This window comes from Actinacidiphila epipremni, assembly GCF_012034175.1.
GTDB lineage: Bacteria > Actinomycetota > Actinomycetes > Streptomycetales > Streptomycetaceae > Actinacidiphila > Actinacidiphila epipremni.
On sequence record NZ_JAATEJ010000011.1, the window covers coordinates 183385 to 199134 of the forward strand.

Sequence of the window (15750 nt, forward strand, 5' to 3'; positions counted from 1 at the left end):
CAGAGGAGCAACCGCAACCATGGCGGTTTCCGTAACCCTGCCGGCGCTCGGCGAGAGCGTGACCGAGGGCACCGTCACCCGCTGGCTCAAGGCCGAAGGTGAGCACGTCGAGGCCGACGAGCCGCTGCTCGAGGTCTCGACGGACAAGGTCGACACCGAGATCCCCTCCCCCGCGTCCGGGGTGCTGGCGTCCATCAAGGTCGCCGAGGACGAGACGGTCGAGGTCGGCGCGGAGCTGGCCGTCATCGACGACGGCAGCGGCGCGCCCGCCGCGGCCCCCGCGCCGGCCGCCGAGCCCGCCCCGGCGCCCGCGCAGCCGGCGCAGCCCGCGCAGGCCACCCCGTCGACCGAGGCCGCCGCCCCGGCGCCGGCTCCGACGGCGCAGGCCGCGCAGGGCTCGTCCGGCGCGGCCGGCACCGACGTGGTGCTGCCGGCGCTCGGCGAGAGCGTGACCGAGGGCACCGTGACCCGCTGGCTGAAGGCGGTCGGCGAGAGCGTCGAGGCCGACGAGCCGCTGCTGGAGGTCTCGACGGACAAGGTCGACACCGAGATCCCGTCGCCGGTGTCCGGCACGCTGCTGGAGATCCTGGTCCAGGAGGACGAGACGGCCGAGGTCGGCGCCCGCCTCGCGGTGGTCGGCGCGGCCGGTGCCGCCCCCGCCGCGGCGCCCGCGCCCGCCGCGCCCGCGCCCGCCGCGCCCGCCCCCGCCCCGGCGGCCCCGGCTCCTGCTCCGGCTCCCACGCCGGCGCCCGCTCCTGCTCCGGCCCCGGCCCCGGCGGCCCCCGCCCCGGCGCCCGCGGCCCAGGCCCCCGCGCCGGCCGCGCCCGCCCCGGCCCCCGCCGCCCCCGCGCCGGCTCCGGCGCCCGCCCCGGCGCCGGTCGCCCCGGCCGCTCCCGCGCCCGCCGCCCCGGTGGACGAGGGCGCGTACGTGACGCCGCTGGTGCGCAAGCTCGCCGCGGAGAACGGCGTGAGCCTGTCGTCGGTGCGCGGCACCGGTGTGGGCGGCCGGATCCGCAAGCAGGACGTGCTCGCCGCCGCCGAGGCGGCCAGGGCCGCCGCAGCCGCGCCGGCCGCCGCTGCCGCGACCGCGCCGAAGGCCGCCCCCGCGGCGTCCCCGCTGCGCGGCCAGACGGTCAAGATGACCCGTATGCGCAAGGTCATCGGCGACAACATGATGAAGGCGCTGCACTCGCAGGCGCAGCTGACCACGGTCGTCGAGGTCGACGTCACGCGGCTGATGCGGCTGCGCGCCCAGGCCAAGGACACCTTCGCCGCGCGTGAGGGCGTCAAGCTGTCGCCGATGCCGTTCTTCGTCAAGGCCGCGGCGCAGGCGCTCAAGGCGCACCCGGTGGTCAACGCCCGGATCAACGAGGACGAGGGCACGATCACCTACTTCGACACCGAGAACATCGGTATCGCGGTGGACTCCGAGAAGGGCCTGATGACCCCGGTCATCAAGGGCGCGGGCGACCTGAACATCGCCGGCATCGCCAAGAAGACCGCGGAGCTGGCGGCCAACGTCCGGGCCAGCAAGATCACCCCGGACGACCTGGCGGGCGCGACCTTCACGATCAGCAACACCGGTTCGCGCGGCGCGCTGTTCGACACCGTGATCGTGCCGCCGAACCAGGCGGCGATCCTCGGCATCGGCGCGACCGTCAAGCGCCCGGTGGTCGTGGAGACCGCCGAGGGCACCAACATCGGCATCCGGGACATGACGTTCCTGTCGCTGTCCTACGACCACCGGCTGGTGGACGGCGCGGACGCCGCCCGCTACCTGACGGCGGTCAAGGAGATCCTGGAGGCCGGCGAGTTCGAGGTCGAGCTGGGCCTGTAAGGCCCGCGGCCGGTCCCGTACGGCACCCCGCGCCCCCGTCCCGGCACTCCGGGGACGGGGGCGCAGCCGTGTGACCTGCCCTCCGGCGCCCCCGGGTGCCGTCCGGTGGGAGGCAAGGGTGCTTCTTCGTCGTATCGTCTAAAGCAGCCACTCGTGAAGGAGCGCGCCCATGGCCCCTGCCGCCGTCCCGCATCTGGTCGTGCACAACCTCCGCGAGCAGATCCGCGAGCACATCCTGGAGGGGATCGTCAGCGGCCGGTGGAAGCCGGGTGAGCGGATCGTGGAGCGCCGGATCGCGGTGGAACTCCAGGTCAGCCAGACGCCGGTACGCGAGGCGCTGCGGGAGCTGGAGACGCTGCGGCTCATCGAGTCGGCGCCGAACAAGGGCGTGCGGGTGCGGGAGCTGACCGCGGCGGACCTCAAGGAGAGCTATCCGGTGCGGGCGGGCCTGGAGCAGGTCGCGGCCGAGCTGGCGGCGCCGCGGCTGGCCGCCGACGCCTCCGTACTGGAGCGGGAGGTGGCCGCGCTGCGGCTGGCGGACGCGGCGCTGGACGGCGAGGCGCAGGCGCGGCACACGGTGGCCTTCCACCACGAGATCGTGCGGGCGGCGGGCAACGCGGTGCTGCTGCACGCGTGGGAGTCGCTGGGCATCGAGGTGTGGACGACGCTGTCGATCCGCTGGCTGAGCCCGGCGCCGCGGGCGTACGCCGCCGAGCACCAGCAGCTGGTGGACGCCTTCGCCCGCCGGGACCCGGCGATCTGCGCGCTGATCAAGGAGCATGTGCTGAGCTGCGCGCCGCAGGTGTAGCGGGCGGCCCTCACGTGGGGTCCGGCTGCCGGGCCGCGGAGTGGTGCTCCTGGGCGAGGCGGCGCAGCACGAGCAGGGCCGGGTCGAGCAGCACGGTGAGCAGGACGGCGTGCTCGGCGAGGTCGCTGCCGGCGGGTGCGGCGGCGAGCAGGTCGAGGTCGACCTCGGCGGTGCGCTCGGCGAGCCGGGCGTACGGCAGCAGGGTGCGGCAGTCGATCCGGACGCCGAGCTGGTCGAGGGCGTCCAGGGCGCGGGCGAGCGCGGGGACGGCGGCCGAGCGGGGGTGGATGCGCCAGCCCATGGCGGTGACCAGGCGGCGTACTTCGGTCAACCCGGCCTCGGAGGCGGCGCGTTCGCGGTCCCGTGCGGTGTCCATGGCGCCGAAGACCCGGCCGAGGACCCGGTGCACACCGCGGCCCTCGCCCCCGGCGGCGCCGTCCTCGTCGGTGCCGTCGGTCCCGTCGGTGCCGTTCTGCGTCCCGGTCTCGGCGAGGACGGCCAGCACGTCCGCGGCGGTGCTCACCGGCAGGCCGCGCTCGGCGACCAGGGCGCGGACCAGGCGCAGCCGGCGCAGGTGGTCCTCGTCGTAGTCGGCCTGGTTGGCCGCGACAGGCCGGCCGGCCGGGAGCAGTCCCTCGCGGATGTAGTACTTGATCGTCGCGATGGACACTCCGCTGCGGCTGCTGAGTTCGGAGATACGCAACGCTCCCCCTGTCCCGGATAGGTAGCTCTGGCGTATCGAGAGCGGCACTGTCTACTATTGATAGTAGAACAATCGAAAGCAGGGCGCACCGCGGGTGCGCCTCCGTCGTTCCGTGCGAGGAAGTCAGCCCTGGAGGAGGACTCAGCCCATGAGAAAGACGGCGGACGAGCGCCGCACCGAGGTCGTCCGGGCGGCGGTGCAGGAGTTCTCCCGGCGCGGCCTGCACGGCACGTCGACCGATGCGATCGCCCGGGCGGTGGGGGTGTCGCAGCCGTACCTCTTCCGGCTCTACAACACCAAGCTGGACATCTTCCTCGCGGCCGGCGAGCACTGCTTCCGCCGCACCTCGCTGGCCTTCGAGGCCGCAGCTCACGGGTGCAGCGGGGAGTGCGCACTCAAGGCGATGTCGGAGGCGTACCGGGAGCTGGCGGTGGACCGCGAGCTGCTGATGATGCAGATGCAGCTGTACGTCTCGGCGAGCTGCGACGAGCAGGTGCGCCAGGCCGTCAGCCGGTGGTGGGACGACCTGTGGGAGCTGGTCACCCGGCTGACCGGGCTGCCGGACGAGGCGGTCACCGAGTTCATGTCGGGCGGGATGCTGATCAACGTCATGGTGGCGCTGGGGATCGCCGAGCGCCGCCCCGTGACACACTGAGCCGCATTGACAGTAAGACTATCGATAGTCTACGTTTCAGTTAGAGGAGCCATAAGACCACCCTCCCCGTGGAGACGGAAATGACCCGAAAGAGTCCGGGCGTGCTGTGGGCACTCCTGGCCACGTCCCTCCCGATGTTCATGGTGTCGCTGGACAACCTGGTCGTCACCAACGCGCTGGCCGACATCGCCAAGGACCTCCACACCAAGCAGTCGCAGCTGGAGTGGGTGGTCAACGGCTACATGCTGTCCTTCGCCGGGCTGCTGCTCGCCGGGGCGGCGCTCGGCGACCGGTTCGGGCGGCTGCGGGTGTTCACCTGGGGCATCGTGCTGTTCACCGCCTCCTCCGCCGCGTGCGCGCTGTCGGACTCGGTCGCGGTACTGGTCACCGCCCGGGTCCTCCAGGGCGCCGGCGCCGCGATGATCCTGCCGGTGTCGCTGACGCTCGCGGTCAACGCGGTCACCGCCAAGCAGCGCAACATGGCGGTCGGCGTGTGGGGCGGGGTCAACGGCCTCGGCATCGCCGTCGGCCCGCTGGCCGGCGGCCTGGTCACCCAGGGCCTGGACTGGCACTGGATCTTCTGGATCAACGTGCCCGTCGGCATCGTCGCGGTGCCGCTCGCGCTGTGGTCGATCCGGGAGAGCAAGGGGCCCGAGCGGGTGCTGGACATCCGCGGCATGGCGCTGGTGGTCGTCGCGGTGGTCGCCGGGGTGTGGGGCATCGTGCGCGCCGCCGACCACGGCTGGGGCTCGGCCGGCACGCTCGCCGGGCTGCTGGCCGCCGGCGCGCTGCTGATCGTCTTCGCCCTCTACCAGCGCCGCGCGAACCCGCCGCTGATCCCCTTGCGGATGTACCGGGTCCGGGCGTTCATGCTGAGCAACTTCGTGTCCTTCAGCATGTACTTCGGCGTCTTCGGCTCGATCTTCTTCCTCGCGCAGTTCCTGCAGGGCCCGATGGGCTACTCGCCCTTCGAGGCGGGCCTGCGGACACTGCCGTGGACGGCCGCCCCGATGATCGTCGTGCCGCTCACCAGCCTGGTCGTCGAGCGGATCGGCGGCGGCCTGCTCCAGGCGGTCGGCTCGGCCCTCCAGGCCGGCGCGCTGGCGTGGCTCGCGCTGATCGTCGCGCCCGACGTGTCGTACGGGGCGATGATCCCGGCGATGGTGATGGCCGGCGTCGGCATGGGCCTGATCTTCGCCGCCAACCCGGCCACCGTGATCGGCTCGGTGCGCGAGAGCGAGCACAACAAGGCGTCCGGCGTGAACAACACCATCCGCGAGTTCGGCGGCGCCGTCGGCATCGCCGTGCTGACCACCGTCTTCACCCACGAGTTCGCCGGCCACGCGGCCGGCACCAAGGCCCAGGCCGCCACCGCCTTCGTCGACGGCCTCCAGCCGGCCATGTGGCTCGGCGTCGTCATCGTCTCGCTGGGCATCGTCGCCGCGCTGCTCATCCCGCGGCACATCAGCGCCGCCCCCGAAGAGGGCGACCCGGCCACCGCCGGCGCCGCCGCGCGGGGCGAGGCCGCGCTCACGCCCACCGAGTGACACCGCCGGTGCGGGGCCCCACCGGGCGCCCCGCGCACCGGCCCCCATGGACAGGTCTGCCGTCGCCTCCCCCGTAGCGGCGGCAGGCCGCCGTGTTTCCCCGTTCCTTTTGCCGAGCATCGAGGACTGTGCACATGACCACGCAGCCGTTAAGGACCCCGCAGCACACCGGCACCGCACCGCACACCGACACCGCACCGCACACCGACACCGCACCGTACGCCGACGCCGCACCGCACACCGTGGCCGCGAGCCGCGCCGGGCACGCCCCGGCCGCCGGCCGAATACGCCGCAAGTCCCGCGCCACGGTCCGCGGGCGGCGTACGTGGGCCGCCGCCGCGGCCTCGGTCGCCGCGCTGCTGGCCGCCGCGCTCGGCGCGCCCGCCGCCGCGCAGGCCGCCCCCGCCGGGCACGGCGGCCACCACCACCCGGCGCAGCCGCCGCAGACCATCAACGCGCAGGCCCATGAGCTGTACCCGGAGAGCATCACCTGGGACCCGACCCGGCACGCCTTCCTGGTCGGCTCGGCCCGCCAGGGCAACGTCTCCGTCGTGGGCCTGGACGGCACCGTCAAGGAGCTGACGCCGAGCCTCGGCCTGGTCTCCACGCTCGGCATCAAGGTGGACGTGCCGCGCAACCGCATCGTCGTCGTCTACACCGACTACTGGGTGCGCCGGCTCATGCAGGTCGACCAGCCGCCGACGTCGGGCGTGGCGATCATCAACCTGCGCACCGGCAAGCTGGAGCGGAAGATCGACACCGGGGTCGGCCGCCCCGACAACTTCGCCAACGACCTGGCCGTCGACGAGCGGACCGGCACGATCTACGTCACCGACTCCGTCTCCGACAGCCTCCAGCAGATCGACCTCAGGGGCCGGGTCAGCGTGCTGCTGACCGACGACCGGTTCTCCGACGACTCCATCGGCCTCAACGGCATCGAGTGGAGCCCGGGCGGCTACCTGCTGGTCAGCCGGCACGACACCGGCGCGGTCTTCAAGATCCCGCTGACCCGCCACCCGGCGGCCCGGCTCGTCCAGGTGCCCGTGTCGATGCGCGGCGTGGACGGCCTGGTCCTGGAGCCCAACGGCCGGCTGCTGGCCGTCCAGAACACGCTGGGCGCCCTGCACGGCATCCCCGGCGGCATCGACGCGGTCACCGAGCTCGCGACCTCCGACGGCTGGCGCACCAGCCGGGTGGTGCACCAGACCGACCCGTGGCCGGTGGAGGGCCCGACGACGGTCGCGATCGGCGGCCCGGCGCCGTACGTGCTCAGCGGGCGGCTGGCCGTCCTCATGACGCAGTCCGGCACGACGGACGAGTTCTGGCTGGAGCGCCTGGACTTCTGACACCCCCGGGCCCGCCTCCCCGGACCCCGGACCCCCCCGGCTCACCTCCCCGGTGAAAAGACCGCCGCCCCGGCCGCCTGCACGGCCGGGGCGGCGGTCTGTGCCGTCCGCCGGGCCTTCAGGCGGCGGCGCGGGCGGAGTCGCCGCGGGAGACCACCAGCGGGTCCCAGCCGGCCGGGCGGGGCGGCAGCAGCGCCGGGTCGCCGAGCACGGCGCCGGCGTGCACCTCGTGCATGAGCCGCCGGCCGGTGATGCGCCCGGCGCAGGAGATGCCGCTCACCGCGGCGCCGGTGATGCCGTTGCCGTGCCGGGTGTCGGCGCCGGCGACGTACAGGCCCTCGACGAAGGTGGCGTTGTCCGGGCGGTTGCCGGGGGTGCCCCAGTGGGCCATGCCGAACGGGGTGCCGCCGGAGGAGAGCGTGTAGCGCTGGTGGGTGAGCGGGGTCGCGGTCTCCACGTGGGTGATGTGGCCGCGCAGCGGGCCGAGCAGCTCCTCGGCGGTGTCCAGGACGGTCTCGGTGAGCCGGGCCTTCTCCCGCCGGTAGCCGGCCGTCGTGCGGTAGTGGCCGCCGGCGGCGTCCTCGGCGCCGCCCCAGGTGTCGAAGCCGGGCGGGCACAGCGTCATGAGCTGGAAGTTGGAGTGGCCGGGCGGGCACACCCGCGGGCCGTGCGGGTCCTTGCCGGAGGCGAAGGACGCGAAGAGGAAGTCCCCGCCGGCCGGCGCGGCGCCGGCCCGCAGGTCGCGGTAGAAGCGCTCGATGTCGTCGCCGCGGTACCACCACAGGTTGGCGTGCCGCCCGAGGTCGCGGTCGAGGGCCACGTAGACGGTCGCCCAGGGCAGCGCCATGCGGGCGTCGCGGGTCTTGGCGGCGAGCCTGCGCGGCAGCTGCTCGGCGCCGACCAGCTCCAGCATGGTGCGCCGGTAGTCGGCGTTGGAGACCACGACGGGCGCCTGCGCGCGGCTGCCGTCGGCGAAGACGACGCCGCCGGCGCGCTGCCCGTCCAGGGTGATGCGGGTGACCAGGCTGCGGGTGCGCAGCGCGCCGCCGTGCGCGCGGATGACCTCCAGCAGGCCCGCGGCGAGCATCTGGCCGCCGCCGTGCGGGTAGTAGGCGCCGCGTACGTAGTGGTCGGTGACGGTGGCGTGCAGGGCCACGGACGCCTCGTCGGGCGCCATGCCGTAGTTGGGCGACTGGGCGGCCAGCAGGGTGCGGGCGCGCGGGGACAGGCCGCAGTGGTCGAAGAGCTCGGCGAGCATCCGGCGGCCCCACGCCACCGACTGCGGCGCGGCCTGCGGCAGTTCGGTGACGGGTACGTCCTCGGCGGCGACGATGGCGTCCCGCCGCTCCTGGCCGAGGCCGGCCACGACGTCGAGGAAGGCGTCGATGCCGGCGGCGTCCCGCGGGCACAGCGCGAGCAGCCGGGCGCGGTACTGCGCCCAGTCGGCGGGCATGTCCAGGGCGGCGCCGGGGATGAGGATGCGGTCAAAGCCGTCGCGGTCCAGCTCGCGGTAGTCCAGCCGGTCGCGCAGGCCCAGGCCGTCGGTGATGGCGGGCAGCAGCCCGCCGGGGCCGCAGTCGCCGAGGTAGTGCACGCCGACGTCGAACTCGTAGGCGCGCCTGCGGCGGAAGACATGGCTGTTGCCGCCGGCGACCCCGCCCTGCTCGGCCACCAGCACCCGGCGGCCGGTGACCGCGAGATAGGCCGCGCACACCAGCCCGCCGATCCCGGAGCCGATGACCACGGCGTCCCACTGCCGGTGCTGCCTGTCGCGGGTCATGGCCCCGACCACCCTCTTTCCGTTTCTCCGGTTTTCCTCTCCCGCGACGGCAGGGCCTGCCGCCGCCGTCCGATTTTCCCGAGCCGGACTGGAAAGGCCGCCCAAGATCGCTGAAAGGGCGGTGAAGGGGAGGTCGAAAAGCGATAGAAGGCCGATGAAAGCGCGGTCGGGAATGCGCGGGGGCGATGTTTCTTCCGGGGGATGCGCTGTGTCTTTGGAGGAGCCTTCCCTTGCTCGCACAAGTGCCCGGAGTTTACGTTTTTCACGCCCAAAGCCACTGGTAGTGCAGCTGGAGAGAGGTACGACGATGTCACATCAGGTCGTGGAACCGAGCGCGGAGTACCGGGACAAGGTCAGTGCGATCGTCATCGAGGAGCTGGAGCTCGAAGAGGGCGAGCTGACCGACAACGGGCACTTCATCGACGACTACGAGAGCGACTCGCTGTCGCTCATCACGGTGGTTTCGCGCATCGAGAAGGAATTGGGCGTCGCCATTCCCAGCGAGGAACTGGGCGAGCTGGTGAACCTCAAGGCGCTCGCCGACGCCGTGGAGCGCTATGCCGGAGGGAACGGGAATGGCTGAGCCCGCCGGCGGTGCCGCGCAGCGGCGCCGGGTGGTCATCACCGGCCTCGGGGCGGTCTCCCCCGTCGGCATCGGCGCCGACGTGTTCGCCTCCGCGGTCCGCGAGGGCGCCGACGGGACCGCGCCGATCCGCAGCTTCGACGCGAGCGGCTTCCCGCGCCGGCTGGCCGGCGAGGTGCTGGACTTTGACCCGGCCGGCCACCTCAAGCGGCTGGACCCGCAGCGCTGGGGCCGCAGCGGCCTGCTGGCCGCCGCGGCGGCCCGGCTCGCGGTCGCCGACGCCGGCATCGACGAGGGGCTGCTGGAGCTCACCCGGGCCGGCGCGATCCTCGGCACCACCAGCGGCGAGTCCGCGGTGGTGCAGGCGCTCGCCGAGCAGTGGCTGGCGGCCGGCCTGCCGGGCCTGGACGGCGAACTGGCCGGCCAGGTGCCGGCGTCGCGGATCGCCAACGCGGTGAGCACCGAACTGGGCCTCATCGGCGAGACCCAGACCATCCCCACCGCCTGCTCGGCGTCCAACTACGCGCTGGGCTACGCCTACGACCTCGTCCGCAGCGGCGAGGCCGACGTGATGCTGGCCGGCGGCGCCGACGCCGTCAACCGGCTCACCCACGCCGGCTTCTACGCGCTCGGCGCCATGGCCGAGGACGTGCCGCGGCCGTTCGCCGCCGAGCGCTCGGGCATCGTGACCGGCGAGGGCGGCGCGGTGCTGGTGCTGGAGACGTACGGGCACGCGGTCGCCCGCGGGGCGCGGATCTACGCCGAGGTGCTGGGCTACGCGGCCAACTGCGACGCCACGCACATGGTGCACCCGGACGCCGCGAGCATCGCCGAGTGCATCAGGGCGGCGCACCGGGCGGCCGGGGTGCGGGCGGAGCAGATCGACTACATCTGCGCGCACGGCACCGGCACCCCGACCAACGACTCCACCGAAGTGGCCGCGGTCCGCGAGGTGTTCGGCGACGCCATGCCGCCGATCAGCTCCATCAAGTCGATGCTCGGCCACACCATGGGCGCCGCCTCCGGCTTCGGGGCGATCGCCTGCTGCAAGGCGCTGGAGCAAAACTTCCTGCCGCCGACCGCGAACGTCACCGCGCCCGACCCGAAGCTCGGGCCCGGCGTGGACTGCGTGCCCGGCACCGGGCGGGCGGCGCGGCTGGACATCGTGCAGAACCACGGCTTCGCCTTCGGCGGCAACAACGTCATCACCGTCTTCGGGAGGGTCTCGTGACATCCCTCAGCGAGGCAGCCGGCACGCCGGCCGGGGTGCGCACCGCCGCCGCCCCGGCCGTCGTACGGCCCCTCTACGTCACCTCGGTGGGCGTCGTGACGTCCGCGGGGCAGAGCCTGGCGGCGCTGGCGTACCCCGACCGCGCGGAGGCGCCGGCCGCGGGGCCCGCGGTGGACGAGGCGGTGCCCTACCCGCCGCGTCCGGTGCGGGCGGTCCACGGCTTCGACGTCAAGGAGCACTTCGGCCGCAAGGGCACCAAGTACCTGGACCGGCTCACCTCGTTCGGCCTGGTGGCGTGCAAGCACGTGCTGCGCGACGGGCCGGTGGACGAGGCGGCCGGGCCGCGTACCGGCGTGGTGCTCGCCACCAACACCGGCTCGACGTCGACGCACAGCACGCTGCTGTACGACACGCTCACGATGGACAAGCCGTACCTGGTCAACCCCGGGCGCTTCCCCAACACGGTCATGAACAGCACGTCGGGGCAGATCGCGATCCGCAACGGGCTGCGCGGCCTCAACGCGACGGTGGCGGGCGGCCAGACGGCCTCGCTGCTGGCCTTCCGGCATGCGCGGCTCGCGCTGACGCTGGGGCGCGCGGACCGGCTTCTGGTGGGCGGCGCCGAGGAGCTGAACGCCCCGGCGGCATGGGCGTGGCACCGCACCGGGGTGCTGCACGAGGACGCGGCGCTCGGTGAGGGCGCGGCGGTCTTCGCGGTGCAGCGCGACCCGGCGCCGGGCGCGCTCGCCGAGCTCCTGGCGTGCGAGGTGCGGTTCACGCCCGACCCGCGGGCCTGGGCGGAGGGGCTCGCCGACGCGGTGGCCCGGGCGCTGGTACGCAGCGGGGTGCGGCCCGAGGAGGTGCAGGCGGTGTCGCTGGGCGCCGCGCACCACCGGGGCCTGGACCGGATCGAGGAGCGCGGGGTGCGGCTCGCGCTGGGCGGCCGGCTGCCGGCCGCGCTGCGGGTCTCGGACCTGCTGGGCGAGACCTTCAGCGCGGGCGGCGCGCTGCAGCTGGCGGCGCTGCTGGCCCGCTGGCAGGCCGCCCCGCCGGCCGGCCCCGTCGCGGGCCTGGTGACCTCCGTCGGCCGGGACGGCAACGCCGCCGCCCTGGTCGTGCGCGCCCCGCACTGACCCCGCGCGAGCCGTACTGCCCGCGCGACCCGGACCCGACGCCCGCGGCCCCTGCCGGCCGCGGGCGTCGCCGTGTGCGCGGGTACGGGGGCGGTGCGGGGCGCGGGGGGGGCGGGTGCGGGAGTCGCGTACGGCCCTGCGGACACGGCGGAGCCGCCGGCCCCGGGGGTGGGTCGGCGGCTCCTGGTGCGGGGCGGGTCAGGCCTGCGTGCCGGTGGGGGGCAGCTGGAGCTGGACCGCGCCGATCTGGGCGAGCAGGAACAGGTCCTGGCGGCAGGCCCAGTGCTCGTGGACCAGGCCGTCGTCGCCGACCCGGTAGATGTGGATGTGCTCGACGTCCACCTTGGCGCCCTTGCCCTCGAAGCCGAGGAAGTTGCCGGTGTGGATGCCGGTGAAGCGCACCCGGATGACGGCCTTGTCGCCGTCGGCGAAGGAGTCGATGTGGTCCCAGCTGGCCTCGGAGAAGACCGAGTTCATCCAGCGGGCGGTGCCGAGGTAGCCGGCCGGGCCGCCGGGCGTCCCGGGCGGGGCCTCGTAGTCGACGAAGTCGTCGGCGACGAGTTCGTACGCGGTCTTCTCGTCGAGGTCGTTGAAGACCTTGCCCATCTGCTGGGCGATCCCCAGCACGGTGTCGTTGGACATGCGCTTCCTTCCGTTGCGGACGAGCGGGAACAAGCGGAACGAACTGAGCGGGCTGAGCGGAGGTTGCGGATCAGTGGCCGACGCCGAGGCCGCCGGTGACCGGCAGGATCGCCGCGGTGACGTACGACGCCTCCTCGCTCACCAGGAACCGGACGGCCGCGGCCACCTCCTCGGCGGTGCCGGGGCGGAACAGCGAGGTCTGGGACAGGACATGGGCGCGCCGGGCGTCGGTGACGTCCTTGACCATGTCGGTCTCGATCAGGCCGGGCGAGACGATGTTGACCGTGATGTTGCGGCGCCCCACCTCGCGGGCCAGCGAACGGCCGAAGCCGATCAGGCCGGCCTTGGCGGCGGCGTAGTTGGTCTGGCCGGGCGCGCCGGCCATGGCGGTCGTGGACGACATCAGCACCACCCGGCCCCAGCGGGCCTTGACCATGTCCGGCACGACCTCGCGGGCGACCGTCACCGCGGAGAGCAGGTTGGTCTCGATGACGGCCCGGAAGTCGTCGTCGGGCATGCCGACGAGCAGGTTGTCGCGGGTGATGCCGGCGTTGGAGACCAGCACCTGGATGGGGCCGTGCTGGATGCGCGCCTCGTCGACGGCGCGCCGCACCGACTCGGGGTCGGTGACGTCGCAGCGCACCCCGAACAGCCCCTCGGGCGGTTCGCCGGTGCGGTAGGTGACGGCGACCTTGTCGCCCTGCTCGGCGAGCAGCCGCGCGGTCGCGAGGCCGATGCCCCGGTTCCCGCCGGTCACGAGCACGGAACGGCTCATCGGTCGGCTCCTTCTCGGTCGGCGTCCCGGTCCTCCGGGGCGGCGGGTACGGGGGCGGGCACGGCGGCGGTGGCCGCGGGGGCGAAGGCGGCGGGCGCGCCGGCGGCGTCCAGCAGCGCGGTGAGCCGGCCGGCCGCGGCCTCGGTGCCGGTGAAGTGCACGGCCTGCCAGCCGGCCGCCTCGGCCCCGGCGCAGTTGTGGTCGAGGTCGTCCACCAGCACGCACCGCTCGGCCGGCACCCCGGCCCGCTCGGCGGCCAGCGCGAACATCCGCGGCGCCGGCTTGCGCGCCCCGACCTCGAAGGACAGCACGACGTCGTCGAAGAGCGCGGGCACGTCGACCATCCGCCGCCAGTGCGCGTCCCACGTCGGGACCATGTTGGAGAGCATCCCGACGAACGCGCCGCGGGCCCGGGCGGTGCGCAGCTGCGCGACCCACGCGTGGTTGGTCTCCCGGCCGTCGAACCAGGCGTCGGCGAGCGTGCTGAGCCGGACGCCGCTCACGCCGTGCTCCTTGTCCAGCACCTCGGAGATCTCGGCGAGCCACGCCTCCTCGCTGACCAGCGGGGTGTCGATGGGCTCCATGATGTCGCGGGTGCCGTAGCGGGCGGTGACCGTGCCGAGCGCCTGCTGGAGCACGCCGGGGTCGATGCCCTGGCGCTTGCAGAAGGTGCCCATGGTGTGGGCGATCGGCGGGGTCAGCACCCCGCCGAAGTCGGACCATACGGCGAGGTGCGCGGTGCGCGTCGGGCTCACGGGGCTCCCCCGGTCGTGGTGACGGTGATACGGGCGATCTCGGCGCCGTCCTGCACGAACCGCACCGGTACGGTCCGCTCGCCGGCCCCCGTACTGCCGGCCGGGGCCTGCGCGCGCAGCGGGGCGTCGAGTTCGGCGAACCGGCTGAAGGCGGCGGTGAACCCGGTGGCGTACGTCGTCAGCGGGGCGCCGGAGGTGAGGACGGCCAGCTGCCGGGCGGCCTCGACGAGCGTCATGGCGGGCAGGTGGTCGTAGACGTGGTCGAACAGCGCCCGGTTGTCGAAGCGCGGGGTGACGGCCGCCGAGACGGTCCCGCCGTCCGCGCGCGGGTCGGACAGCGTGACGTTGACCGGCGAGGAGCGGCCGACCCGCGCGGGCTCGACCCGGACCGGGCCGCCGCCGGCGTCCTCGCGGTCGCGGTAGTGCGAGGTGAGCGGCGCGGGGGTGCCGCGCTGGGCGCGGCGGAGCACGTCGTGCTCGTGGTGGTTGAGGAACAGCACGTCCATCTCGTGCTCGCCGGCCTCGACGGTGCCGCCGGGGCCGTCGCCGCCGGGGCCGCCGTCGCCGCCCGCGATGAGGAAGCGCTGCACGACCTTGCCCTTGCGGTAGCGCCCGCGCCGGGTGGGCTCGCCGATGTAGTCGGTGTCGATCCGCAGCCGGCCGGGCGCCGCGCCGACGAACAGGTGCCGAAAGCCGGGCAGTTCGAGCCGGAAGGTGTCGACGATCATCAGCGTGCCCGGGGACAGGCCGATGTGGACGTGGCTGCCGGCGATGGCGGCCTGCCGGCCGGCCTCCAGCAGCAGCAGCGCGTCATGGGCGGCGGGCCGCTGCACATGGTCGTTGTAGTAGCCGTGGTTGAGCGGGAGCTGGACGGCCGCGCTGACCAGGCGGTCGGCGACGGGCCGTACGTCGGTGACGAAGACCTCGGAGACCGCTTCCCGGTGGACCAGGGAGCGGTCGATGGTGCGGCCGTAGTCGAGCTCGACGGGCACCACGGGGGCTTGCCGGTCCACGGGTGTGGTCATACCTCGTCCTTCGGCTGGGGTGGGCCTGCGGTGCCAGCTTGGCAGCGGCCGTTCGAAGCCCGATGTCACGCGTGTGCAGCGGCGATGGAAGCGGCATGAAAGAAGCGCGGAAGGAGCGCGGAAGGGGGACGCGAGGGGCACGGGAGACGCCGGGTTGCGGCGGCGGAGGGGGGCGTACGGCGGGGGCGTGCGGGGTGCGGGCCTGGGCCCGGGTGAGGTCCGCGCAGTATCCTGGTGCAATGCGTATCGGCGACCTGTCGCGGCGTACCGGGGTACCGGTTCCGACGATCAAGTTCTACTCGCGCGAGGGCCTGCTGCCCGCGGGCCAGCGGACCAGCCCCAACCAGGTGTCGTACTCCGAGTCGCATGTGCGCAGGCTCAAGCTCATCCGGGCGATGCTGGAGGTCGGCGGCCTGTCGGTCGCGGCGGCCCGCGAGGTGCTGGCGAAGGTCGACTCGCCGTTCACCACCATCCACGGCGTGCTCGGGGTGGCCCAGTCCGCGATCACCCGGCCCACGGCCGAGCGCGAGGACGACGAGGGGCGCCGCGCGCAGGCCGAGCGGGAGGTCGCCGAGCTGGTCAAGCGGCACGGCTGGGAGGTCAAGCCGGAGAACCCGGGCTGGAAGGCCCTGGTGCAGATCGTGGTGACCTACCGGGACCTGGACCGCGAGGACCTGCTGGCGCTGCTGGATCGTTACGCCGACAGCGCCGGCGAGCTGGCCGTCGCGGAGCTGGCGGTGCTGGAGGACGTACCGGGCGCGGACGGCAAGGTCGAGGGCGCGGTGCTGGGCACGGTGCTCGGCGACGCGGCGATGGCGGCGCTGCGCCGGATCGCCCAGGAGGACGTCTCCGGCCGGGTCCGCCCGACCCGCCACTCGGCGTAGCGGCGGCCCTACGGCCCAGGGCGGGTACGGGCGTACCGCGTACGGG

General features: G+C 74.1%; 15 protein-coding genes. 9 read left to right on the forward strand and 6 right to left on the reverse strand.

The annotated features are described in order from the left end of the window. Positions 1 to 19: 19 nt before the first annotated feature. Together sucB and HCN08_RS16295 are read left to right on the forward strand one after the other, a co-directional pair. A complete protein-coding gene (gene sucB / locus HCN08_RS16290) occupies positions 20 to 1837 on the forward strand; it encodes a 2-oxoglutarate dehydrogenase, E2 component, dihydrolipoamide succinyltransferase (protein WP_167983800.1) in 1818 nt (605 codons plus the stop codon). A gap of 169 nt (positions 1838 to 2006) precedes the next feature. Next, positions 2007 to 2645: a GntR family transcriptional regulator gene (locus HCN08_RS16295; RefSeq protein WP_167983801.1), complete on the forward strand. Its 639-nt coding sequence runs from the start codon at positions 2007 to 2009 to the stop codon at positions 2643 to 2645. 10 nt (positions 2646 to 2655) lie between these two features. On the opposite strand, the gene HCN08_RS16300 is transcribed toward HCN08_RS16295, so the two are convergent. Then, positions 2656 to 3348, reverse strand: coding sequence for a MerR family transcriptional regulator (locus HCN08_RS16300; RefSeq protein WP_167983802.1), 693 nt, complete (start codon positions 3346 to 3348; stop codon positions 2656 to 2658). 148 nt (positions 3349 to 3496) lie between these two features. Between HCN08_RS16300 and HCN08_RS16305 the strand changes: the two genes are divergently transcribed. The 3 genes from HCN08_RS16305 (at position 3497) to HCN08_RS16315 (ending at position 6896) form a co-directional block, all read left to right on the forward strand. Then, positions 3497 to 4003 carry a TetR/AcrR family transcriptional regulator gene (locus HCN08_RS16305; protein WP_167983803.1) on the forward strand — a complete coding sequence of 169 codons (507 nt, stop codon included), beginning with the start codon at positions 3497 to 3499 and terminating at the stop codon, positions 4001 to 4003. An 80-nt stretch (positions 4004 to 4083) separates the two neighbouring features. Continuing rightward, the gene (locus tag HCN08_RS16310) at positions 4084 to 5550 is read left to right on the forward strand and encodes an MFS transporter (RefSeq protein WP_167983804.1); all 1467 of its coding nucleotides are present in this window, start codon (positions 4084 to 4086) and stop codon (positions 5548 to 5550) included. Between the two features lie 134 nt (positions 5551 to 5684). After that, complete coding sequence (locus HCN08_RS16315; RefSeq protein WP_167983805.1) at positions 5685 to 6896, forward strand: SMP-30/gluconolactonase/LRE family protein; 1212 nt, start codon at positions 5685 to 5687, stop codon at positions 6894 to 6896. Positions 6897 to 7014: 118 nt separating this feature from the next. Here HCN08_RS16315 and HCN08_RS16320 read toward each other — a convergent pair whose 3' ends face one another. Beyond that, positions 7015 to 8676 carry a phytoene desaturase family protein gene (locus HCN08_RS16320; RefSeq protein ID WP_167983806.1) on the reverse strand — a complete coding sequence of 554 codons (1662 nt, stop codon included), beginning with the start codon at positions 8674 to 8676 and terminating at the stop codon, positions 7015 to 7017. Between the two features lie 307 nt (positions 8677 to 8983). Here HCN08_RS16320 and HCN08_RS16325 point away from each other — a divergent pair, with 307 nt between their 5' ends. Genes HCN08_RS16325 through HCN08_RS16335 form a run of 3 tightly spaced genes read left to right on the forward strand, consistent with a single transcriptional unit; the run spans position 8984 to position 11623 of the window. Further along, entirely contained in the window at positions 8984 to 9259 is a 276-nt protein-coding gene (locus HCN08_RS16325; protein WP_167983807.1) for an acyl carrier protein, read from the forward strand. Beyond that, positions 9252 to 10490: a beta-ketoacyl-[acyl-carrier-protein] synthase family protein gene (locus HCN08_RS16330; protein WP_167983808.1), complete on the forward strand. Its 1239-nt coding sequence runs from the start codon at positions 9252 to 9254 to the stop codon at positions 10488 to 10490. Before HCN08_RS16325 ends, HCN08_RS16330 begins: the two co-directional genes overlap by 8 nt. Next, positions 10487 to 11623, forward strand: a complete 1137-nt coding sequence (locus HCN08_RS16335) for a beta-ketoacyl synthase N-terminal-like domain-containing protein (protein WP_167983809.1) — start codon at positions 10487 to 10489, stop codon at positions 11621 to 11623. Before HCN08_RS16330 ends, HCN08_RS16335 begins: the two co-directional genes overlap by 4 nt. A 198-nt stretch (positions 11624 to 11821) precedes the next feature. Here HCN08_RS16335 and HCN08_RS16340 read toward each other — a convergent pair whose 3' ends face one another. The 4 genes from HCN08_RS16340 to HCN08_RS16355 all read right to left on the reverse strand — a co-directional run bounded on the left by HCN08_RS16340 (position 11822) and on the right by HCN08_RS16355 (position 14820). Further along, entirely contained in the window at positions 11822 to 12265 is a 444-nt protein-coding gene (locus HCN08_RS16340; RefSeq protein ID WP_167983810.1) for an ester cyclase, read from the reverse strand. Between the two features lie 70 nt (positions 12266 to 12335). Next, a complete protein-coding gene (gene fabG, locus HCN08_RS16345; protein ID WP_167983811.1) occupies positions 12336 to 13040 on the reverse strand; it encodes a 3-oxoacyl-ACP reductase FabG in 705 nt (234 codons plus the stop codon). After that, complete coding sequence (locus tag HCN08_RS16350) at positions 13037 to 13795, reverse strand: HAD-IA family hydrolase (protein WP_322974478.1); 759 nt, start codon at positions 13793 to 13795, stop codon at positions 13037 to 13039. The genes fabG and HCN08_RS16350 overlap by 4 nt, the downstream gene beginning before the upstream one ends. Next, positions 13792 to 14820 carry an AfsA-related hotdog domain-containing protein gene (locus tag HCN08_RS16355; protein WP_167983812.1) on the reverse strand — a complete coding sequence of 343 codons (1029 nt, stop codon included), beginning with the start codon at positions 14818 to 14820 and terminating at the stop codon, positions 13792 to 13794. The genes HCN08_RS16350 and HCN08_RS16355 overlap by 4 nt, the downstream gene beginning before the upstream one ends. Positions 14821 to 15059: 239 nt before the next feature. On the opposite strand from HCN08_RS16355, the gene HCN08_RS16360 reads away from it, so the two are divergent. Then, positions 15060 to 15704, forward strand: coding sequence for a MerR family transcriptional regulator (locus HCN08_RS16360; protein WP_167983813.1), 645 nt, complete (start codon positions 15060 to 15062; stop codon positions 15702 to 15704). Positions 15705 to 15750 lie beyond the last annotated feature (46 nt).